This window comes from Brevibacillus ruminantium (genome assembly GCF_023746555.1).
Lineage (GTDB): Bacteria > Bacillota > Bacilli > Brevibacillales > Brevibacillaceae > Brevibacillus > Brevibacillus ruminantium.
In genome coordinates this window covers 5,482,181-5,504,164 of the sequence record NZ_CP098755.1, presented here as the reverse complement: position 1 = coordinate 5,504,164, position 21,984 = coordinate 5,482,181, and the positions used below count along the sequence as shown (strand labels likewise).

Below are 21,984 nucleotides of genomic sequence, written 5' to 3'. Positions count from 1 at the left end.
ATTCAAACAAGGAGAGGTATCCTTCTGATGCTGGAGTCAAAACGAAGAGCAATTCTCTTTCTTTCCTTATCTTTTTTACTTGCAGTGACTGCCGGTTTTCTCATTGTGAACAAGATCAATGAGATGAATGAACAGCTTGGACAGATGGTAGATATTTATGTAGCGAATACCGACATTGCGTCGCGCGCTCCTATCTCTCCGGAACAGGTGAGGGCCAAGCAAATTCCGAAAAAGTTCGTGGACAATTCATACATAACAGACAAAGCAGCCTTGCAGGGTCAGGTCACGGTTGTTCCTTTATCGGAAGGGGATATCATCACGAAAAACATGATCAAGCCTACAGCCCAGCTCCGGGAAGAAAACAATCGCCTCGTTACGGTATACGCTTCGGATCGAGTCATTTTTGACCAGCAGCTGGAGGCTTTGGATCGTGTCGATATTATCGTTTCGTACGAGGTAAATGACCTGCCTGTGACAGAGGTATTCATGGTTGACGTACCAGTCGCGATGGTTTCAAAGTCGGAAAATGAATTTAAAGGTGCAGCGTTGGAACTGCCTTTTGACAAGGTACCCGCGTTCATCCACCAGCAGCATTATGTATCCGTCATGCGCATCTTAAAGGCCAATGTAGGCAAAGGGAACCTGGTGATCCCAGAACCCTTCCGAACGAGGCCGAGAGAGCCGGGAGCGTCTCTGTCAGATCCTGCTGGCAGAATCAGGGCAGGGCAGCAGCCCGTGCAGCAACCCATGCAGCAGCCCTTAGCAATCCCGCAAACGGAGGCTGCGCAGCCATGAGCATGGATACGGCCAAAATACTCGTCGTCGTCGATTACGATTCTGTCAAGGATCTGCTGAGTGAAACACTGGCACAATACGATGTCCAATTCACGACATCGCGTGAAGTAAAACTGGAAATTGACCGCATCGGGCCTGACGCAGTACTGCTGGTGCAGCCGGAAGACGGCTCGGGCATTGAGTTGATCCAATACATTCAAAACGAGCTTCCGCAAGCGATCATCATCTTTTTAACCGAAAAGCAGGATTTTGTCCTGCTGCGGGATGTTGTCCGGGCGGGTGCGGTAGAGTATATCCTTCTGCCGGACGAACTGAATTTATTAAACGACCGCATGGAGAAAATCGCAGAGCTGATGCATCAACAGCAGCGAAAGCAGGAAGCCTCGTTATCGGGGCAGCCATTTGCTCGCGGGAGAGGAAAGGTGATCTCCTTTTACAGCGGAAAAGGCGGGAGCGGCCGCACGCAGCTGTCGTCCGGCTATGCACAGGCGCTAAAGCTCGAATCAGCGAACCGTGTGCTGTTGATCGATCTGAATCTGCAATACGGCGGTGTGGAGACATTTTTATCGCTGGACACCAACCGGACCCTAGCTGATCTGGTTCCCGTCCTGCATGAGATGAACGAAAACCATATTCGCAACGTCACGCAGCGTGAGCTTCATTCCAAGCTGGAAGTAATGCTGAGTCCGCGCGATGCCGAAACAGCGGAACAGATGACCGAAGAGTTTATCAGCCGCCTGATTCGCGCCAGCCGGCGCAGCTACGACTACGTGATTATTGATCTGCCGACCCACATGGATGAGCTGACCTATACGGCACTCGAGGAGTCTGATCAGATTTATTACGTAATGACTCTGGATACCCCGTCTGTTCAGGGCTTCCGCCTTGTAGGAAATCTCTTTAGACAACTTGGCATTGATACCGAGGGACGTCTCGAAATCGTGGTAAACATGGTAAGCAAACACAATGAATTTTCGGTCGCCGATTTAAAGGGCTTGATCCCCGTCCCGATTGCCGCCCAGATTGGCATGGATCAACGGGAGGTTCAAGCGGCTGTCAACCAGGGTGTACCGCTGCAAAAGACGGCCAATGAAAAGAAGCTGGGCCCTGTGGCCAAAGATATCCGCAAATGGGTACTGAGCAAATTAACGTAGGAGGGATGAGCGATGGGCTTGTTTTCACGTAAGCAAGAATTAAACAAACTCAAAGACCAGGCGACGAAGACGCTTGCGGTGGCACCAGCCCCTGTTCAGCAAAATCCCTATATTGATCAATTGGCTGACCACTATAAAGCAAGGCTGTTGCGGGAGAAGAATCTGGAGCGGTTGACCAGCCTGGATGCAGCAGAGCTGCGGCAAGCGATCGAGCGGATCGTGTCCAAGTACATGTCGGAAGAAAAGGTGGTCATTCCGCGCAGCGAAAAAGAGCTGTTGCTCACACGTCTGATCAACGAATCGGTGGGGCTGGGACCTCTGGAGCCGCTCTTGGCAGACGCTGAGATCACAGAGATTTCCATCAACGGGCATAGGGAAGTTTACATCGAGAAAAAGGGTCGCCTGGAATTGACCGGACTCAAATTTCGCGATGAGGAGCATTTGCGCCATATCGTGGACCGGATCGTAGCGCCGCTGGGTCGGCGGATTGACGAAAGCTCCCCGATGGTGGATGCCCGCCTGAAGGATGGCAGCCGTGTGAATGCCGTGATTCCGCCCATCAGCTTGAATGGAACGCTTGTCTCGATTCGGAAATTCCGCAAAGATCCGTACTCGATGAATGATTTGATGCAATTCGGCTCCTTTGACGAAAGGATGTCCAGATTTTTGCAAGCGGTCGTCCAGGCCAAACTGAACGTACTGATCTCCGGCGGTACGGGTAGCGGGAAAACAACCCTGCTCAACGCTCTGTCGAGAGCGATCCCGCACTACGAGCGCGTCGTCACGATCGAGGACTCCGCCGAGCTGAAGCTGGACCGCCCTGGCGTGGTCGGGATGGAAGCACGGCCGCCCAATATGGAGGGCAAAGGTGAAATCACCATCCGCAATCTGGTCCGCAACTCGCTGCGGATGAGGCCGGACCGGATTATTGTGGGTGAGGTTCGCGGCGCCGAGGCGTTCGATATGCTGCAGGCAATGAATACCGGTCACGAGGGCTCATTGACCACGGTTCACGCCAACTCGCCGAATGATGCGTTTAACCGGCTGGAGGGGATGGTCGTGATGGCCGGGATGGATTTGCCGTCCTCAATCATCCGCGAATACATCGTCAGCGCCCTGGACATTATCGTACAGGTGATGCGTCTCACCGACGGAACGCGCAAAATGATGTCCATCTCCGAGGTGGTGACGACCAAGGATAAAAAGGTGGAAGTCAATGAGATTTTCCACTTCAAACGAACGGGTATGGGCAGCCGCGGGGAAGTGTTGGGATATTACAGGCCAACAGGGGTGATCCCCCACTGTCTGGAGCGCTTGCAAGTATTTGGGATTGATATGGATGAATCGCTGTTCCGGGAATGAGGTGAGGACGCGTGGCTATTTTTATGACCGTTAGTCTTTCCGTACTGGTGGGGATATGGGGGATGTACGAACTTCTGGGCTATCGCTCGAAAAAGAGCGGGTGGAAAAAGAAAGCAGAAGAATGGTACGGCGCCGGGGCAAGGCGGAAAAGTGTCCTGCTCGTATGGGGAGACCGCTTCGACCAGACTGCGCGTGCCCAGGAGATGCGGAAGAAACTGAAAAAGGCCAATATTCCGCTAGCCCCCTCAGAGTTTTACGCAGGAATGATCGTCGGTGTGATCGGTATCGCCTACCTGTTGGGCAATATCGTAGGGATTGGCTCCCCCTATCATATCGTGCTGAGTATTGCCGTGATTTACGCGATTCAAAAGCTGCTGTTCCTCATCAGGCGCAACAAGTACCAGGAGCGGCTGAATGACCAGCTCTCCGAGGTATGCCGCATGCTGGCAAACTCCTTGCGGGCGGGACTTACGCTGACACAGGGAATCGAACTGGTCGCCAAAGAGATGATGGACCCGGTAAAGGAAGAGTTCGGGAAAATGTCCCGGGAATTGCAACTGGGGGTTAACTTTGAAAGGGCCATCGCGGACATGGAGCAGCGCATCCCAACACGGGATTTTCGCATCTTTTCCGCTACCCTTCTCATCCAAAGGCGAGCGGGAGGCAATCTGAGCGAGGTTTTGTACGAGATGGCCGAAACGCTGGAAGAACGCAGATTGGTGGCTCAGGAGATCAAGACGATGACAGCGGAACAGCGCTATGTATCGATTCTGGTGCCGATCATGCCGATTGTCCTGTTGTTTATGATGAACATGATGAACAAGGGCTTTATCGATCCGTTGTTTACGCCGGTGGGCTACATCCTATTAGGTTTGTTTCTGACCGGTACAGTCTTGTCATTTGTGCTTGTAAAAAAAGTGACAAACATAAAGGTGTGATTCCATGGATGACCTGATACTGACATGTTTGTTCGTTTCACTTCCGTTATTTGTCATATCTCTCAGAATGTGGTACCAATATTTGACACAAAGAAGACTGCTGGTCGAGCGTGTCTCGGAGATTACCGGATACCAAAACGCGCGGACCCAGAAGCAGGAAAACGTCGCCAAGCGATTGATGAAGCGGATTTTAAAATATGGCGATGATTATGCGGCGCTGGGTCAACGGGTCAATTTTTTCAGTGAGGCCCATGAAGTAGAGGATTGGCTATTAAAGGCAGGCAGTCCGCTTGATTTGACGGTGGCCCGTTTTCAGGGAGTCAAAATCGTCCTCACGTTGCTGGGCTTTTTTGCGGGAAGCGTATTTTTTGTCCTCGGATTTCCCCTCTCTCAGTTTGGCTTGGTGTTCTGGCCATTGATCGGGTACTTCCTCCCCATTTTCCTGATCAAGAAAAAGGGAAAGGAGCGGCAGCAACAGCTTCGCTACGACCTGCCTGAGTTTTTGGATACAGTCAGCGTTACCCTGCAAGCAGGAGTCGGCCTGGATCACGCCTTGCGGGAAGTGGTTCGCCACTTTACCGGCCCGATTCGAGAGGAGTTTTCCCGATTCATGCAGGAGATCGAGCTTGGGGTCCAACGAGAACAAGCCTATGAGCAATTGCTGAAACGAAATGACAATCCTGAATTTCAGCTTTTGATCAAGGCCTTGATTCAGGGCATGAAGCTGGGAGTGCCGATCGCTGTCACGTTTAAGCTCCAGGCTGAAAATATGCGCAAAATGCGTAAAGAACTGGTGAAGGAAAAGGCAGCCAAGGCCTCGCCGAAAATTACGCTGATTACCACATTTGTTGTCGCTCCGACGGCTGTCATTATGATCGGCGGGTTGATGGTATTAAACATCTTGGGGTATGCGAAAGTCTTTTCTTGAAGAAATGGCAGTACATGTGCGGGAACAGGATGTCGATGTGAAAGGGGTGATGTCAGGAAGAGGGGGAGGGGAAGTGTCTCGGTGCCGGGTGCTTGCCGCAGGTCATTCATATTTTCTTCATGAAATCAAAAATAGAAGGGAGTAAAAAGTATGAAAACGATGATGCAAAAGCTGTATGTAAAGGTAACGGGTGCTCTGCAGAACGAGAAAGGTGCCCAGGCTGTAGAGTGGATCGCACTGGCTGGGGTGGTTATTGTGATTCTGGGTGCGATTCAGGGTGTTTTTAAAGACGGCGGAGACACGGCAGTTGGAAAAGCAGTGTCAAAGACACTTTCCAACATCATTAAAGGGATCAAAGGTGATTCTTAAAATCATACATTGCAAAGCAGTTGGATGGTGGAGATATTCCTCCACCATCCAACTCTAAAAGAACATTTCAGCTATTTAGTCACGCGGAGGGTACGGGCGGATGAAAATGACGGGAAGAATAGCAACTGCCGGAATACTAATTTGTTTTCTGGTTATGTCAGCTTGTAGTCCACAAGAGGGGGGACAGCCTCCCGGGACGGAGACGGGTAACGAAAATCCAATCGCGTCTCCACAGACAAATTCAAATCCGAATCAAACAGAACCTGTGCAAACAAACAGGGAAGAAAAAATAAAACAATTGCAGAACATGATCCCTGAAGGAGTAGCAAAAATTCCAACAACAGTTGAAGAGTTTGCTCAATTCCCGACAGGTATTTATGCTGGTCGGAAACTGAGTGATGAGGATAAAGAGGAAATTGAAAAGTTGCTAAATCAATTCCCAGACATTGAAAATCCGGATCAGGAAACGATCAATCTATATTTTTTGGCCTTACTGGGTCTCTTTGCCGAGGATTATCCTGATCCTTTGGATATCATAGATCAGATTAAGGTTGCCTCCTTCGGCAGTCCAGAAATTGATGATCCACGCTTCGCAGTAAAGCAAAACTATAATGTGCAAATCATTCTGGATGCGAGCGGCAGCATGGCGGAAAGGGCTGGCGGGAAGACGAGAATGGAAGCGGCCAAAGACGCGATCATGTCGTTTGCCGAATCATTACCCAAAGAGGCCAATGTGGCACTCAGGGTATATGGCCACAAGGGCAGCGGCAAGGCATCGGACAAAGCGCTTTCATGCGGAAGCAGTGAGCTGGTATACGGGATGGAGCCATACGATGCAAGTAAAATGCAAGATGCTCTTTCCAAATTCCGGCCGACTGGATATACACCGATTGCCTATGCGCTTCAGGAAGCAATGAAAGATTTCGGTGGCTTACCTGGAGTGAAAAACACCAACATTATCTACTTGGTCAGTGATGGTATTGAGACGTGTGACGGAGATCCCGTGAAAGTAGCAAAAGAGCTGGCTTCTTCAGACATCACCCCGATTGTCAATGTCATTGGATTCGGAACGGATAGAAAAGGACAGCAACAGCTAGAAGCGGTGGCTGAGGCAGCAGGTGGCCGATTTGTGCTGATTCAAAATCAGGAAGAACTGCAAAGAGAATTAGATCAAGCAAAAGAAATGGCTGATAAATGGTGGCGATGGCAATTTGATTCCTCCTATGAAAATTTCCAAATCCATCTCGATCAGGAAATCAGTATTCTGAGATTTGGCCTGGATTGGTCATCCAAATCAAATAATGAAGATTACAACATTTTTAGTGCGTTAAATGAATTAAGCTACAGGAATACCTTATCAGAAGAAACAATTGCCGCATTAACGAAAAAATATCAGGAACGTAACAAATTAGTTAACAGACATGGAGAGGAACTGGAAAACTTCCTGAATTCCTTAAATAACAAAACATACAAAGAAGCGATTGAAACCATAGATAACCTATACAAGCAAAATGTAAAGCAATAGAAGGAACCACTTCAATGGCGGGTTACGAATAGAGGTAATCTGCCTTATTAAATGCAGGGGGATGGCAAAAAATCACACCTCATACTGGGATTAGGTAACGAAAGGAGGGACTTTTGTGGGGAAGCAACCATTTTTCGTGAGAGCGATCAAGGGGTCTAACGCATTTATTTTCATCCTCCTGTTTCTAATGGTATTCATAGGCCAGCCATTTTTAGTAAAGGCTGAAGGCATTAATGTGGAAGGCATCAATGCTGATGGTATCCAGGTGGAAGGCATCCATACGGAAGGAATCAATACAAAAGGAATAAATCCGCAGGGAATAAACCCCAAAGGGATGAATACCCAAGGCATTCAAACAGAAGGAATCAGCGCTGAAGTAACCAAGCCAGAGGGAATTCAAACCAAGGGGATTGACAACAGCGGTATAAAGACAGAAGGAATCAATGCGGAGGCAACCAAGCCGGAGGGGAACCAGACCGAGGAGATTGATGCAAGCGGTATTCAAACAAATGGAATCAATAAAGACGGAATTAACCCCGCAGGCACTGATGGCAGGAGTTCAAAAAAAGAAGGTCAGTTGTACAATGCTTTATCGTTTACATTCAAAGATGTGGTGGGTGGAACGTTAGGGTATACAGCCGGACTGTTAGCACAAGGCGAAATTGATTTATCAAGTGGTATAAAAGGGAGAGGCCTGTTTTTATCCGAACTAGGAATCAGAGGTTTGGGATTTGTCTTTGGAGATAAAGATGGTGTAGGGACGGTATCCGGTCTGGGCATTGATGTGTTTGATGCGATGAGTGGTTACGATAGCTATAAGTTTGTGAGACAGAGGGGCCCAATTTCCGGAATATCCGGTTCTATTAACAGCTATGCTCTTAGTTCAAATCCACCAACGCTTCAAATGACAGGCTTATACAAGGGTTTCAATGTTGCGACTGCAGGCATAAGTCTCGTCTTTGACGGGATAGATACCTATAGGAACTTCAGTGATGCCTTTACCTCGAGTAAGAGCGAAGCGGAGCAAAATGAAAAATTTGTGGATGGTGTAGGCAGTGTAGGCGGTGTATTGATGGATGCGGCAGTATTTGCATCGGTCATCCCGGTAGCGCAGCCCATCGCTGCTGGTTTATTCATAGCTGGAGCTGCCTTATGGTTGATCAGCCGTGGCGTCAAATATGGCGACAAGCTCTCTGGTGGTGCAATTACCCGTGGAGTCCGATCCTTTGTGAAAGGTGCCGTTGGTTTTGTAAAATCGCTATTTGGATAACGGAGGATTCTAGTGATGAAAGTGGTCCAATCTACAGCAGTCAAGAAGCAAATACAAAGATTCAAACGTTTTTTCGAAAAAACGGTTATTTTTAACTATTCAGCGAAGATAAATGGCCAATTTTATTACAAAGTACAGTACTGGAGATGGGGCAAAAAAGACGCAGTCGGATATTTGATCATGCGTCCGGATGGGCAATTGGTTCCACGCCAAGAAGCGATTCCAGTCATGAGACTGTTTACGTTGCGTAATATTGCTGCCCATCGTTTAGTGGATAACCTCGCCAGGGATAAGGAGAAGCCTGTTTGGATGTTCGAGCACAAGTATGAATATCTGCAGGCACTTCATTCCTCTTATGAAAAACAGATGAATGAAAGCATAAGACAGGATGTTCAGGAGCTTATGGAGGTATGTCTGTATATAACCCAGAGCAGAGAGAAATTAAGAAAAATATACGACAGAGGAATTGCAAGACATCATGAAATAATGGAACGTGGATACGTGATTCCAGGAGACGAATTTTTCTTATTTGATTGTTTGTACGAATCGGATTTCATTGTATATGAAGGATTACGTATGCAAGAGATCTGGGAGACCATCGATAGACTGATTGATTTCTTCAGCCATACGAAAGCTGAGCTGACGACAGAGCTTAAGAAGAAGAGAACGAAACTTCTTGGTTTACTGGAGGATTATAACAAAAAAGACTTACGGGCAATTTTGGAAACCTCCATTACAAGCTTTGAAACGAGTCAGACAAGCAAACGTGTCGTATTCCAATCTGCTGAACATTTTAAAGAAGTTTACTCAAAAGCGAATGAACAAGCGTTCCTGATAGAAGGAGTTCCGCTGTTACGAAATACGTAGTCAAGGAGAAAGATGATTACCACCATCACCGGAGTATCGCATTCCCGCCGCGAGTTCTGTAGTAGGTGAATATTTCTATTTTAGGAACATTACGGTGGAAATAACCGTTTATGTAACTAGGAAGATCTCCAAAAGGGGTATGAGCAGTATGCGATTAAAGCAGATGATTGGCAATGAATCATACAGACCTTTCAGCTATTTAGTCACGCGGAGGGTACGGTTGGATGAAAATGGTGGGGGAAATAGCAACTACTGGAATGATAATTTGTTTTCTGATTATGTCTGCTTGTAGTCCACAAGAGGGGGACAGCCTCCCGGGACGGAGGCGGGTAGCGAAAATTCAGTCGCGTCTCCTGATCCGGATACTCTGCATACAGGCAAAGAAGTTGAAACCACAACAGCAGAGACAGATTCAAATGGCAATACCAATCAGCCGGCACAAACAAGCAGGGAAGAAAAAATAGAGCAACTAAAGGCAATGGTGCCTCAGGGAGTATCCAAAATTCCTGAAACAGCAATGGAATTTGCTCAGTTCCTACCCGGCATTTTTTCAGGAATGGATTATAACGATGAATACAAAGAAGAGCTTGAAAAGCAACTTCGTAAATTCCCAAACATTGAAAATCCTAATGAAGAGATCATCCACTTATATTATCTTGCCTTGTAGCGGGCGGTCGCTTTGTGTTGATTCAAAATCAGGAAGAGCTGCAAATGGAGTTCGAGCAAACGAAAGAAATAGCCGAAAAATGGTGGCGGTGGAAAAGCAAATCGGAAAGGGAAGCATTTTCAAATTTGCTAAAAAGGGATAAAAGTATTCTGAAATTTAGTCTGGAGTGGGCACAAAAGTCTATTCGAGAGGATAACCGTATTTATTCATCAATCAGTCGGTTGGAGTACGATCAAATTGTTTCAACGGAAATAACGGAAGCGTTAAACCAGTTGAGAAAAAAACGATGGGAATTGAGTAATCAACATGAGGATGAGCTAGACACCATGCTTAACTCCTTAAACGACAAAACGTACGAGGAAGCGGTTGAAACCATTAACAAACTATACGATCAAAGTGTGAGGAAATAAAAATGACATTGGAACCGACTTCAATGACAGATTAGGAATCTAAAGAAGGAATTCCGTTACTACGGAATCCTTAGTCAAAGGCGGGTGAAAAAAATGGCCCTTTTCCAAGCGAGTTTGCAATTCTATGCACAAAACATCAGGCAGCTCTTGCTGCTGTCTGTTCTTGCGGTGTTTCCCCCTTTGCTTCTATACAACATCATCATGAATTATCTCAATCTCCTGACCACCATCACCGGGGTCAAACTGGTCTCTGGTTTTGTGAACATGTTTCTCCTGCTGCTCATCTTTACGGTCATCCAGCTGCCCTTTGCCCAATTTGTTCAAAATCGCTTGGACGGCGAAGAAAGGCCCCTCGGGAAAGCACTGTACGCATTTGCTGAACACGGTTTTACGATTTTTCTCTTCGGGATCGCATATGCGCTGGCAGTGACGACGGGCATGCTTCTTCTGGTTATTCCCGGATTGATTCTTTTCATCTTGTTTTATGTGACTCCGTACCTCATGGTGATCAAGCAGCAATCAGCGTGGAAGTGTTGGCGGGCGGTTGTGGAGATGGGCAAAACGCATTTTTTCAAGATTCTCGGGCTCATCCTGGCTGTGAGCATCAGCCAATTCGGTGTTTCCATGCTGGGGATCTGGTTGCTGACGCTTGTCACCACGAGCTACGGAGTTGGATTCTTTACACAACTGTTGTTAAATGTCGTTCTGTTTCCTTTTATCGCGGTGCTCTTTTCCATGTATACCCGGGAACATGCGCCAAGAAAGGATCTGAATCGGATGGGCATTCCGGGCGACATTTTTTGAGCACCGTCCGTTTTGGCAAATTGGGGAAAGTGGCTATAAGGGAGGAGCGGAGTAGATATGCGGCTGAAGCAGATGATTCGCAATGAAAAAGGCTCGATGACAGTTGAATTTCTCGCTGTTCTTCCGCTGGTCTTTGTGATTTTGATGATCTGCTGGCAGTTTTTAATTGGGGCTTACGCTGTCATTACAGCACAAGCGGCGGCCAATGAAGCAGCGAAAGTATATGCGATCACAGGGAATTCCTCCGAGGCGCTGAACGCGGCGAAGAACGTGGTATCGGCTGCGGGCGGAGGAATCGGCTATGTGTCCGGTAATATCTCACACGGCAACTATTTTACGGCTGACATACAAGTACAGATTGACCTCATTTTCATTCCCAGTCTGATCCGCGACAATATGGACCCCAAAGACAGGGTTATCACGTTTCACCGGGAAATGACAGGTCGGGTGATTCGCTAGATGAAAAACAGGGTGTTCTCTGTATTAAAAGAAGAGCGAGGCAATATGCTGGTGTTTTCCCTGACGATCTTTACCTTCATGCTGCTGGTCATGTTTGCCGCTGTCTATAATTTTTCCACGGTCTTCGTCGGGAAAGACAAAGCCATGAACAGCGCCCAGCAGGCAAGCATCGGGGCGATCAAGAGTGTATATGACGCGATGGAAGAAGCCATCCTCGCCTATGATGCGTGGGCAAGTGTCAATTTTGTGCCGCCGATCAGCCCGGACGTCGACGAAAGGGAGCGTGCTTTACGGTCAGCAAATCGGGACTGGGCAAGCAGCGAAGTCCGCTATACGGCTATCGATCAGATCTTCACTGAACAACTGGGATCAAGGCCGATGCTCGCCTCCTTCGTAATGGCTGGGCTGGCGAGAGCGAAAGCTGAAATACCGGGAGTGGTCGCCTACATACTGGGGGAAAACAACGCATCACTGGAATACGTGACGACATTTAATGGCGATGATCGAATCGAGGTGGAAGCATCCATCCAATACCGAGTGGATAAGCTTGGTCTGGACTTTTTCCCCAATTACTCGGAAAAAATTGTCCAGACCGGCGAGAGCAGGAGAATCGGGTTTTTACGGGCGCTTTAATCGTCACAATGTTTTCGGCACAAGGAGGCAAAGGCTAAAATGTGCATCTCGAAAAAAACGCTGCTTGCACTCATATATAGCATTCTCATGTTCCTATTGAGCAGCTGTTCCCATCAGGCTTCGGGAAGCGGTGCGCCTTCAGCAGTTCCTCAAATCCCTGTATCCACTTCCGAATTGATCGCGATGGAGCCAGGGCCCTTGGCTGGGACTCATTTTTACCAAGAGGAAAATGAAAATCTTGAACCTATTCAAAACGTTCTCGACCGGTTTCCGAGATTAGCTGATGACACAGATGAGGAAGGGATGAAGACCTACTGGGCTCAGTTGCTTCGTTTGTTTGCGGAAGATTACCTAAGCCCTCAGATGGTGGTGGATCGTTGGCGGGTTGCCTCATACGGCAGCCCGGATATGGAGGATGCCCGTCTGCAGTTTAAAGAGAACTTCAATGTAGAAATCATCCTGGATGCAAGCGGAAGCATGAATGGAAAAATTGGTGAGTCTACCAAGATGCAGTTGGCAAAGGAAGCGATTAAAGAGTTTGCGGCCAGTCTGCCGGAGGGAGCGCGTGTTTCTCTTCGCGTCTACGGTCATAGGGGCAGCAGTGCCGACCAACATAAACAGCTTTCCTGCGGCAGCAGTGAGCTGGTCTATCCTTTCCAGCCCTATCATGCGGAAATGCTGGAGAATGCCTTAAACCGGTTCGAGCCGACGGGATGGACGCCGATTGCAAACTCTTTGAGGCTGGCGCAGCAGGATATGGCCGAGTTTGACGCCGCAACCAATACAAACATCATTTACCTGGTGAGCGATGGAATCGAAACCTGTGATGGCAATCCGGTACAGGTGGCCAAGGAGCTGGCGGCCTCCGATTTTACACCGCTCCTCAATGTCATCGGCTTTGATGTCAATGCAGAGGGACAGAAGCAGCTCAAGGAAATCGCCAAAGCTTCCGAAGGATTGTACGCCAACGTTACGAACAAGGAGCAATTCAAGCAGGAACTGGAGCGGGCCCGAGAAATCGCTGAAAAATGGGAGCTCTGGAAGCAAAATGCCTTGGCTGAAATTGACGAGGTATGGGTCGACCGAGCCAAATGGATCGAGCTCTATCAGCGTGATTGGTACGACAAGAATTGGCGGGAAAGTCTGAACCTTGGCGCAGCGATTGACCATTTGGCGGCATCTGGAAAAATCGGGCAAAAAGGGAGAACGTACTTTACCCAGCAAAGGGAGGAGCGGGAGAGGTTTGTTGCCGCGTCGGAGAAAGAGTTGATCGAGTACTTGTTTCATTTATCGGCGTCGTCCTACGAGGAAATGAGGGCGGAAATCGAGTCGAAATACACGGGCAACTGACGAGAAAGCAGATACCAGTATTTTTTCTGCAAGTGGATAAGGACCAATATCGCTGATGTGATTGACGGGGGGTTTCGTGAATATGCAACGCTTTTTCTTTGCAAAAGCGACCGTAATTACGTTAACAGCGCTGATTTCACTTACACAAACGTTTCATGCGGTTAAAGCAGAAGGAATTCATGCACAGGGAATCCATGCCGATGGAATCAACACGCAAGGGATTCAAACACAGGGAATTAGTACACAAGGAATCGGCACACAAGGAATTAATAAGCAAGGAATTGACGCCAAAGGGATCAGTCCGGACGGGGTGAATGCAGAAGGAATCAACAACAAAGGTATCAATCCGGATGGAATCAATGCCAAGGGAATTCAGGCCAATGAGATCAATGCAACGGGGATAAAAAATAACGGGGTTTCCCCAGACGGTATAAAAGCCGATGGGATTCAGAATGGAGGAATCAACCCCGGAGGGATCAAGAATGGAGGCGGTCAGCCCTCCCAGAATCCGGCTTCAGATCCGAACAAAAACGGGAATGGCCAAAAAGAAACGCCGGCTCCTACAAAACCGAAGGACAATACGTCGGCTTCGCCCAAACCAAATCAGGATACAAAACCAAAGACCGAAACAAAGCCAAATGAAACAAAACCGAAAGATACGAAGCCTGGCACCGACAAAAAAGACAATCAAAGCCCGCCGCCTTCCAAAGATAAAAATCAGCCAAATGCCGGGACAAAGCTGGGTTCCTTATCAGCCGCCTATGAATCAAACGGCAATCCAGGCACCATTTCCACAGGAAAGGGAGATATCGGCGGAAAGTCGTATGGCGCTTATCAATTTAATTCAAAAGACAAGGTCATTGATCATTTTTTTCGATGGTTGGAAGGGAAAGATAAGGACATCTATAACCAGTTATTAGCAGGGTTTAATGCGGATGGGAAAAAGATCGGATCAAGCTTTGATCAAAAGTTTAAAGAGGTCGCTGCCAATGATTCGGACAGATTCCTGGAACTGCAACATCTGTATACAAAGGAGAAATACTATGATGTCGTGGATCGCGCCTTGCAGAAGGACATCGGCTTTGACATCAGTCAGAGAAGCGCTGCACTGCAGGACGTCCTGTGGTCAAGGGCGGTTCAACACGGGGGAGCAGGCGGGGCGAAGGTTTTCAAAGAAGCGTTGAAAAACCTCGATCTGGCAACAGCTACAGATGAGGATATCATTCGAGCGGTCTACAAGGAAAGCGGCAAGGTCGTGGACAGCGGGAAAAATCAAATGCTGTCGCAAAAGGCCAAAACGAACGGTGTGCATGGGAAGTATATGAAATATTTTTCGGGCAATTCTTCTGACATACAGATGGGTGTATGGGAACGGTTAAATATCAGGGAACCCGAAGCTGCTTTAAAAATGCTGTACGGCAAAGACTATGTATTTAAAGGATTGTAAAAAGAAAGGGGAAGCCCATATGAAAAAGATGCTTTTTCTCGTGACCTTTACGCTGATCTTGACAGGTTGTGGAGGGAAAGAGAGTGCAGCGCCAGATACAGCAACAATAAATGCACAGCCTGGTCAAAGCGTTACAGATCATGTCCAGGCAGCTTCCCAGGAAAGTCCGCAGGCGGGGGAAGCGTCGCAACAGTCTGTAGAAAAACCTGAAGCTTCCGGAGAACAGAATGACGATGCGAAGGCAGACACCTTTCATGTAGAAAACATCGTTTCCGGTTATGAAGACTTGATCATTGGTGCCATCAACCAAAAGGATTTTTCCTACGTAAAAGACTTCCTGCTTCCAGACAGCCCGGTTTATCAGGAACAAGAAAAGCTGATTGAAGACCTGGGGAAAAAAGGCGTCAGTCTCAAACTGATTGACTCGCGCATCGAAGACATCAAGGAATCGAATCAACCGAACGAGTATCTTGTGGACGTGCAGACAGAGCTGGAGATCACGAAAGCAAACGAGACGAAAACAAAAGAGATCAAGAAGGTGTATACAGTCCTTTCACAGGACGACAACCTGTACATTAAGGAAATCAAAGCGGATCAAACCTATGAATAACGCAAGTGCATAGCTCGAAATGGTTCGGGTTTTCCACATTTTCCGTGTTGGGTAAAGGGAGAGATTTTTGTGAGAAACCAGTATTTTCAAGTGGGGGGAAAGAAGGGAGCGGGCGTTTTCGCAATCCTTGTGCTTCTGACGGCGTTCACCTCTCCATTTGAATTGACAAGTGCTCAAGGAATCAATACAACAGGGATAAATGCAGACGGAATCAACTCGCAAGGAATTCATTCGGAAGGGATCAAGACACAGGGAATCAATGGACAGGGAATTGATTCGAAGGGGATTCAATCACAGGGAATTCACTCAGAAGGGGTTACTCCACAGGGGATCAATCAGGAAGGAATCAACCGACAGGAAATCAATCCACAGGGTATTAATTCACAGGGTATCAATCCAAAAGGAATCAACCCACAAGGGACCCAATCCACCGGCATTACGGGACAGGGAATCCAGAATAACGGGATTCAAACAGGCGGAAACGGTCCATCCGTTACACCCGGAAAATCGCCTTCAACGCCAGAGCCGAAGAAACCAGAGCCATCCCAGCCAGTGCCGCCAAAGCCGGAGCCGAAGAAGCCAGAACCGCCAAAAACAGAGCAGCCAAAGCCGGAGCTGAAAAATCCGGAACCCAAGAAGCCGGAGCCGCCAAAGTCGGAAACTCCAACACCACCGAAAAAGGACGACAAAAAGTCCACAAATCGGACGAAGGAAAATTATCAAAAAGTATTGGATATGGAGAAATTTGATGTAAGCAAGCATTACCTGCCGGATCAGTATACCTACTGTAATATTTTCTCCAGACATGTCATGAAGGAGATGGGAGCCTACCTTCCCGAGAAGCTGGCAAACGATTTATACGGATGGCTCCAAGGGAAAGAGGCAAAAAACAAAGGTTGGCGGGAAGTCACGGCAGAAGAGGCGCAAAGGTTGGCGAACGAAGGTTTTCCGACGATCGCATCCTGGAAGAATAATAACGGATATCACGGGCATATTGCGCCAGTGATCCCCTATGCGAAGGGTGAAACCTTTAATCCCAAAGATGTTGCAGCAAGTGTGGTAGTCAAAAATGCAGGTGCAAGTAATTACAATTACACAACGCTCGAGCAAGCGTTTGGGAGAAAAAGGGTTCCGGAAATTAAGTTCTTTGTAAATGAGTGACAGCAGCGTTCATAGAGGAATGGAACAGGGAGGAAAGGACCAATGAACAATTTTCGGCGAGGAACATTTGCAACACTCTTACTCGTGTTTCTACTCAGCACTGCCGTCCTATCAGGATGCGCTGAGACAAAAGCAAAGAAACAAGAGCCACCGCAAGCAAACTTGCAGGAGCAGCCTGCTTCGGACGCTTTGACACCGCCGGAAAGCCCGGAAAAGACGCCTTCTGCGTCATCCATCCAAACACAAAACGAGCATGCCAATCCATTTGATCCGCGTGAGATGAAAGTGGGGGACGTCGTGGCCGGAATGAAGGTAACCAAGGCCGACATCTTGCCTAGTACCGATGCGGAGTTTTACGTAGATCAAGCCAATTTGGACCTGGCAGGTGAAGTCGAGGTAAAGGGGACGATGGAATTCTATCCTCAGGGGTTTGAGCATTTGGATCAGCATGTGTTGTTTACCGTGGACCCATCATCTTCATTTCCGCGTATGAAGGTTACGGATGATCCGGATTCCTACGATAAAATCAAACTCGTCTTTGATGATCCAAATGATTTGAAGGATTTTCGCGACAAACCATCCCGCGGGGAAGCCACACTCCTGATTCGAGAGTATCATCTGCGTTTCCCGGGTGAAGATGGTGATGAAACGACGGCGATTGTGAAAAAGATCGTTTCTAAAAACATGAAAGAGGCAACTGCGGAAGAATTGCAAGTGGTCGAACAGAACTAGGGTAAGTGTAACCTGTAGGGCCTGGTAGCAAGGGTGAAACAACCACAGGGAGGTGTAACGATGTCATTACAGCCTATCAAACAACTGTTTCCATATGTGGAGGACCAGGATGACGGGAAAAACATCATGTACATCCGAATAGAGCCGGCTCTGCTTTATCTGGAGGCCGGTCAGACGTCGAAGATCAAGGTATATGCAGTGCTGACGGATGGCCGCAATGAAGAGATTACGCATAAAGTCAAATGGCAATCGCAGCACACGACGGTTGGCAAGGTCAATGAAGAGGGAACAATCACGGCCGTAGAAGCAGGCAGTATGACGATCACGGCTGAGTTTGAGCGGCATAAGGCGGAGTTGGTTGTCTCGATTGACAAGCGGGAGGCGACGGTAAAAAAGAAAAATCCCGTCGTGATGGACAAAAGACTCGGCAGAATTGCGCTTTTAACATTGGCGGCAACATTGGTGGTCTCCGGCAGTATTTATGGAGCAAGCCAGTTCCTGTCCTCCGATGAAAATGCAGAGGGTGATCTGACTGCGTCATTACCCGTACAGGCCGCTTCAAACGATCCAGGCAACCAAGCGGAACCAGCATCAGAACCTCCGTCAAACTCTGCTGTGCTGCAAACCGAGGGGACACCTGGCCCTGATGGTGAAAAGTCTGGTGAATCAGCACCATCCTCCGCAGCAGCAGCAGAAGAGAGTTTCGTCCAAGGGAGCGAAGGGGTCCAAACGACGGAACCAGGTTCCGTAGCAGCAGGGTTCATGAGTGCTTTATCCCAAGCAGTTGCCGCGACAGATCGAGCAGCAGCATCCACTGCAGCGGAAGAAAATGCACAACCTGAACCAACTTCAGCATCGGCACCGACGCCTGAACAGACACAGGCATCGTCAACGCCTGCTGCGACATCCGCGCAGACACCAGCAGCCTCAAAACCTGCTTCGACGCCTGCACAGACACCAGCAGCCTCAAAACCCGCTTCGACATCTGCACAAAAGCCAGCATCGTCAACACCCAAGCCTGCTGACACGAAAGGAAAAGAGAAACCGAAGCAACCGGCAGCGAATCCAAAACCAGAAACGAAGAACACGGCTCCGTCAACGCAGAGCAATCCAGCCCCAGACGTCAAACCGGAGGCCGCGCAGCCAGCAGCTCAGTCTACCGCTGCGGCGCCTCAAAAGCCGCCAGCCGCTGCAAGTCAACCAGTAAAACAGGAAGCCGTTATCGCGCTGGTGCCTGTAGAAAAGGGAGGAAAATGGGGGTACAAGCGATCCGGCGAAGAGGAGATCGTGATTCCCTACCAGTTCGATCATGCCGCGAAGTTCTCGGACGGTCTTGCTGTCGTGAAGAAGGATGGACAATTCGGTTACATCAACAGCAGCGGACAAGTGGTAATTCCGATTGAATACTCCTACGCATCCTCGTTTTCCGGCGGCAAAGCGACCGTTAAAAAAGATGGGAAAATGGGAACGATCGATAAGAAAGGCAATTTTAATGAAAATTAAAGACTACCAGGGCAGATACCGAGGTGTGGTGATCTGCCCTTTTTACTGGGGTGGATTGGTCTGTGCACAATTCCTGTTGTGATGAGGTAACAACCTTGATTGGCTTTGGCCATTCAAGGTTTCTTTTTGTTCGCCCGGCGTGATCAAGAGCCTTTTGCCGAGGAATGTTCATCAACACGTCAGCCGTAGCGTGAATGACATGGCATCGGATCGATCACTGGGACAAGATACTGATGCTTTCACCGATAAAATAGCCGGCAGTTATAAACGTAATGCACCAGATGAGCGCGCCAAAGCCGGCAAACAGGAGATATTTTCGGAACCGGATACCGCTGATGCCGGACAAATAACAGGTAAAGTGGCGCACGCCCGGGATAAAATAGCCGAAGCAGACCGCCCACAATCCGTATCGGTCGAACCACCGCTCCGCTTTGTTTAGCCTGGCAGGCGTTAACCGAAGCCACCAACCGTATTTCAACAGCAGCGGTCTGCCAAATTTTCTGCCGAGAAAATAACTGAAAATCATGCCGCTGATCGCTCCCAGAAAGCTGACTGTGAGCGCCGCAAAAAAATTAAAAATCTGAATCGATGTTAAATAGCCAACAAAGGTCATGATCGTTTCATCGGGAATAGGGAGGCCGACAATCCCCAGTGCCAGCAAGAAATAGAGGGCGAAATAGCCATATTGGTCGATCAATTCTTTCATGATATCCATCATTATCAGACTCCAGTTAGGTAGATAAACGCTGCTTGCTTTATAAGATTGTAATGGCTTGGTTGCCCAATTGCTTCCATCCCGCTTCAAAGGACACTCTGCTTTTCTTGGATGTCTCGCCCTGTTTCAATGGGTCTAGAAAATAGACGTATTTTCCGTCGTATCCTGTGAGCAGGACAGAGTGTTCATTTCTGGTGGTATGGATGGGTCCATCGGGAGTCATCCAGTTCAGATTGCGAGTATTGTCATGCTGATACGTTCTCGTAACAATCACCCAAACGGGATATCCGCTCTCTACAAACTGCAGGATATCGTCGAAATCCAGCGTCGATAAATTGACGACTCGCTCACCTGCATATGTGCGTGCAAGGGCTTCAATCGGTGGGTGAAAAACGCCAAAACCAGGCTCTCGCACATCGTACATGTTACCTACAAACCCTTTGTAAGGATTGCCCCACCACGTATTGTTTTTATCATCAGACGTACGAGGGGTCGTGTCTTTTACCAGCTCACTGGCCAATTGCATTTTATCCACAGCATATCCGTTGTAATTCAGCAGCATCGCAAGTGCTGTCACTTCACAACCCCTTGGCAATTCTGGTAATTGACTAATATGCGGTGCTTGTACGATCGAGAGCTGGCGTGTCTTTGGTTCTGCCTCAAAATTCCGCCAAATCAAGCTCTCGCGTGTTTGTACCTTTACATTCATTTGAGGAGACATCGCTTTGGCAATCGCGATGGCTTCCCTCGCATCCTCAAACGAACCGACCAGAGTGGTTTCCTGATAGACCGTAAATGGAGCTTCAGCCTCAGCCTTAGAGTTCTCAGACGTTTGATCCACGGCAGAGCTTTGACGGTAAAGAGGCAGAATAAAGTCTTTGAGGGCATACCCTTTTTGTTGAAAATAGGATGGGAGGAAAAAGAGAATCTCCAGTAAGGCGATGGCGAGGAAAATGTTTACAGATTTCTTCCATTTCCTGTACATGTTTACCAGACCTCGTTAGTAAAGTGATAGATCATCCGTGATCATGATCATAATACGTACCTATTCATTGTACTCGATCGGGCTGGAAAATCCTCCAGAAAAAGAAAAATAGGGATTTGTAACGGAAATGTAATTGTGGATTTGTGACAAAAATGCCAATGTTATGTCATGATACGACAAAAAACTGCTCTATCATATCTACAAGTTGAATGGAAAAGGGTGGTAAAAGAGAATGGCGATGAAAATAAGATGGATTTCGCTAACGCTACTGGCTGCAATCGTGCTTGTAGTTGGTTACTACGGTTATTCTGTGATGCAGTTTGCCATGAATATCAGCAAACCGGCAACGGATTATACAAACGTCGACAAACCATCAGAGGAACAGGAGGAAGCTGTTTATCAGGTTCCTGAATGGGAAGGGAAAGAAAGAGTAAATATCTTGATCCTGGGCGGAGATGGCAGAGACGAAAAAGATCCTGGACGTTCTGATACGATCCTGCTTCTGTCCATTGAGCCGGTAAAAAAGCAACTGCATCTTTTTTCGATCTTACGCGATACCTATGTGGATATTCCTGACCACGGGAAAAATAAAATCAATGCAGCACTCGCCTTTGGCGGTCCAAGCCTAGCGATGAAAACAGCGAGCGATCTTGTCGGCTTACCAGTCCATTACTACGTTTTTATTAATTTGGATAGTTTTATTGACCTGGTGGACATGATCGGGGGCGTAGATCTTTACGTTGAAAAAAATATGAAGTACTACGACCCGACAGATAAACCGGAATATCAGATCAACCTGAAAGAAGGGATGCAGCATCTGGACGGAAATAAGGCGCTGCAATATGTCAGGTTCCGCAAAGATGCCCTGTCGGATTACAGCCGGACGGAAAGACAACGAAAGTTCCTGATGGCTGTGGCTGAAAAAATGCAAACCACATCCACATTGATCGCGCTTCCCAACATCCTGGAGCAGATGGCTCCCCACATCCATACCAATATGGAAGTCGATAAAATGCTGAAACTGGCTGTGCTCGGTTATAAAATACCGAAAGAATCAATCGTTTCCGCACAGCTGCCCCCGATGGATTTACTAAAAGAGAATACCATTAAAGGAGCATCCGTCATCCAGGTAGACGGTGAGCAGCTAAAAAAATACGTAGAGCAACTGCTTGAGTAAAACATCCGCCATTTCAAAAACCCTTCTCAGAAGTTCTCTAAGAAGGGTTTTTTGCAATCGTCTTTAAGGTTGTACTTTACGGTAAGGCCCTTTTATGAATCGATTATGGTAATATGTACGTTA

Annotated in this window: 23 protein-coding genes; 21 read left to right on the top strand and 2 right to left on the bottom strand. The window is 47.9% G+C overall.

Annotated features, from left to right (window positions below; all coding sequences use genetic code 11):
* The first annotated feature begins 27 nt into the window (after positions 1-27).
* From NDK47_RS26915 to NDK47_RS26820, 20 genes are all read left to right on the top strand, one after another.
* Positions 28-795 (top strand): SAF domain-containing protein, encoded by a 768-nt coding sequence (locus tag NDK47_RS26915; RefSeq protein WP_251872779.1) that lies wholly within the window; start codon positions 28-30, stop codon positions 793-795.
* On the top strand, positions 792-1,949 hold the full coding sequence (locus tag NDK47_RS26910; RefSeq protein WP_251872778.1) for a CpaE/TadZ family protein: 1,158 nt from the start codon (positions 792-794) through the stop codon (positions 1,947-1,949). Before NDK47_RS26915 ends, NDK47_RS26910 begins: the two co-directional genes overlap by 4 nt.
* Positions 1,950-1,961: 12 nt before the next feature.
* On the top strand, positions 1,962-3,311 hold the full coding sequence (locus NDK47_RS26905; protein WP_251872777.1) for a TadA family conjugal transfer-associated ATPase: 1,350 nt from the start codon (positions 1,962-1,964) through the stop codon (positions 3,309-3,311).
* Between the two features lie 11 nt (positions 3,312-3,322).
* Positions 3,323-4,249: a type II secretion system F family protein gene (locus NDK47_RS26900; protein WP_251872776.1), complete on the top strand. Its 927-nt coding sequence runs from the start codon at positions 3,323-3,325 to the stop codon at positions 4,247-4,249.
* 4 nt (positions 4,250-4,253) lie between these two features.
* On the top strand, positions 4,254-5,177 hold the full coding sequence (locus NDK47_RS26895; protein WP_251872775.1) for a type II secretion system F family protein: 924 nt from the start codon (positions 4,254-4,256) through the stop codon (positions 5,175-5,177).
* A 150-nt stretch (positions 5,178-5,327) separates the two neighbouring features.
* Positions 5,328-5,546: a hypothetical protein gene (locus NDK47_RS26890; RefSeq protein ID WP_251872774.1), complete on the top strand. Its 219-nt coding sequence runs from the start codon at positions 5,328-5,330 to the stop codon at positions 5,544-5,546.
* A gap of 100 nt (positions 5,547-5,646) precedes the next feature.
* Positions 5,647-7,071, top strand: a complete 1,425-nt coding sequence (locus NDK47_RS26885; RefSeq protein ID WP_251872773.1) for a VWA domain-containing protein — start codon at positions 5,647-5,649, stop codon at positions 7,069-7,071.
* A 115-nt stretch (positions 7,072-7,186) separates the two neighbouring features.
* Positions 7,187-8,341 carry a hypothetical protein gene (locus tag NDK47_RS26880; RefSeq protein ID WP_251872772.1) on the top strand — a complete coding sequence of 385 codons (1,155 nt, stop codon included), beginning with the start codon at positions 7,187-7,189 and terminating at the stop codon, positions 8,339-8,341.
* A gap of 15 nt (positions 8,342-8,356) precedes the next feature.
* The gene (locus NDK47_RS26875) at positions 8,357-9,208 is read left to right on the top strand and encodes a hypothetical protein (protein WP_251872771.1); all 852 of its coding nucleotides are present in this window, start codon (positions 8,357-8,359) and stop codon (positions 9,206-9,208) included.
* Positions 9,209-9,686: 478 nt separating this feature from the next.
* Positions 9,687-9,875: a hypothetical protein gene (locus NDK47_RS26870; protein WP_251872770.1), complete on the top strand. Its 189-nt coding sequence runs from the start codon at positions 9,687-9,689 to the stop codon at positions 9,873-9,875.
* A 14-nt stretch (positions 9,876-9,889) separates the two neighbouring features.
* Positions 9,890-10,285: a hypothetical protein gene (locus tag NDK47_RS26865; RefSeq protein WP_251872769.1), complete on the top strand. Its 396-nt coding sequence runs from the start codon at positions 9,890-9,892 to the stop codon at positions 10,283-10,285.
* A gap of 93 nt (positions 10,286-10,378) precedes the next feature.
* The gene (locus tag NDK47_RS26860; protein ID WP_251872768.1) at positions 10,379-11,089 is read left to right on the top strand and encodes a hypothetical protein; all 711 of its coding nucleotides are present in this window, start codon (positions 10,379-10,381) and stop codon (positions 11,087-11,089) included.
* A 57-nt stretch (positions 11,090-11,146) separates the two neighbouring features.
* Positions 11,147-11,548, top strand: a complete 402-nt coding sequence (locus tag NDK47_RS26855) for a TadE/TadG family type IV pilus assembly protein (protein WP_251872767.1) — start codon at positions 11,147-11,149, stop codon at positions 11,546-11,548.
* Positions 11,549-12,181, top strand: a complete 633-nt coding sequence (locus NDK47_RS26850) for a pilus assembly protein TadG-related protein (RefSeq protein WP_251872763.1) — start codon at positions 11,549-11,551, stop codon at positions 12,179-12,181.
* Between the two features lie 303 nt (positions 12,182-12,484).
* Positions 12,485-13,531 (top strand): vWA domain-containing protein, encoded by a 1,047-nt coding sequence (locus tag NDK47_RS26845; protein ID WP_251872761.1) that lies wholly within the window; start codon positions 12,485-12,487, stop codon positions 13,529-13,531.
* Between the two features lie 82 nt (positions 13,532-13,613).
* Complete coding sequence (locus tag NDK47_RS26840) at positions 13,614-14,978, top strand: VgrG-related protein (protein ID WP_251872759.1); 1,365 nt, start codon at positions 13,614-13,616, stop codon at positions 14,976-14,978.
* 19 nt (positions 14,979-14,997) lie between these two features.
* The gene (locus tag NDK47_RS26835) at positions 14,998-15,588 is read left to right on the top strand and encodes a membrane lipoprotein lipid attachment site-containing protein (protein ID WP_251872758.1); all 591 of its coding nucleotides are present in this window, start codon (positions 14,998-15,000) and stop codon (positions 15,586-15,588) included.
* Positions 15,589-15,657: 69 nt separating this feature from the next.
* On the top strand, positions 15,658-16,749 hold the full coding sequence (locus NDK47_RS26830; protein WP_251872757.1) for a hypothetical protein: 1,092 nt from the start codon (positions 15,658-15,660) through the stop codon (positions 16,747-16,749).
* A gap of 42 nt (positions 16,750-16,791) precedes the next feature.
* Entirely contained in the window at positions 16,792-17,481 is a 690-nt protein-coding gene (locus NDK47_RS26825) for a flagellar basal body L-ring protein FlgH (protein WP_251872756.1), read from the top strand.
* 60 nt (positions 17,482-17,541) lie between these two features.
* A complete protein-coding gene (locus NDK47_RS26820) occupies positions 17,542-18,984 on the top strand; it encodes a WG repeat-containing protein (RefSeq protein WP_251872755.1) in 1,443 nt (480 codons plus the stop codon).
* Positions 18,985-19,198: 214 nt separating this feature from the next.
* Here the strand turns inward: NDK47_RS26820 and NDK47_RS26815 are convergent, their stop codons facing one another.
* Positions 19,199-19,702 (bottom strand): DedA family protein, encoded by a 504-nt coding sequence (locus NDK47_RS26815; RefSeq protein ID WP_251872754.1) that lies wholly within the window; start codon positions 19,700-19,702, stop codon positions 19,199-19,201.
* A 37-nt stretch (positions 19,703-19,739) separates the two neighbouring features.
* Positions 19,740-20,684: a C39 family peptidase gene (locus NDK47_RS26810; protein ID WP_251872753.1), complete on the bottom strand. Its 945-nt coding sequence runs from the start codon at positions 20,682-20,684 to the stop codon at positions 19,740-19,742.
* A 238-nt stretch (positions 20,685-20,922) separates the two neighbouring features.
* Between NDK47_RS26810 and NDK47_RS26805 the strand changes: the two genes are divergently transcribed.
* The gene (locus NDK47_RS26805) at positions 20,923-21,861 is read left to right on the top strand and encodes an LCP family protein (protein ID WP_251872752.1); all 939 of its coding nucleotides are present in this window, start codon (positions 20,923-20,925) and stop codon (positions 21,859-21,861) included.
* The last annotated feature ends 123 nt before the right edge of the window (positions 21,862-21,984 follow it).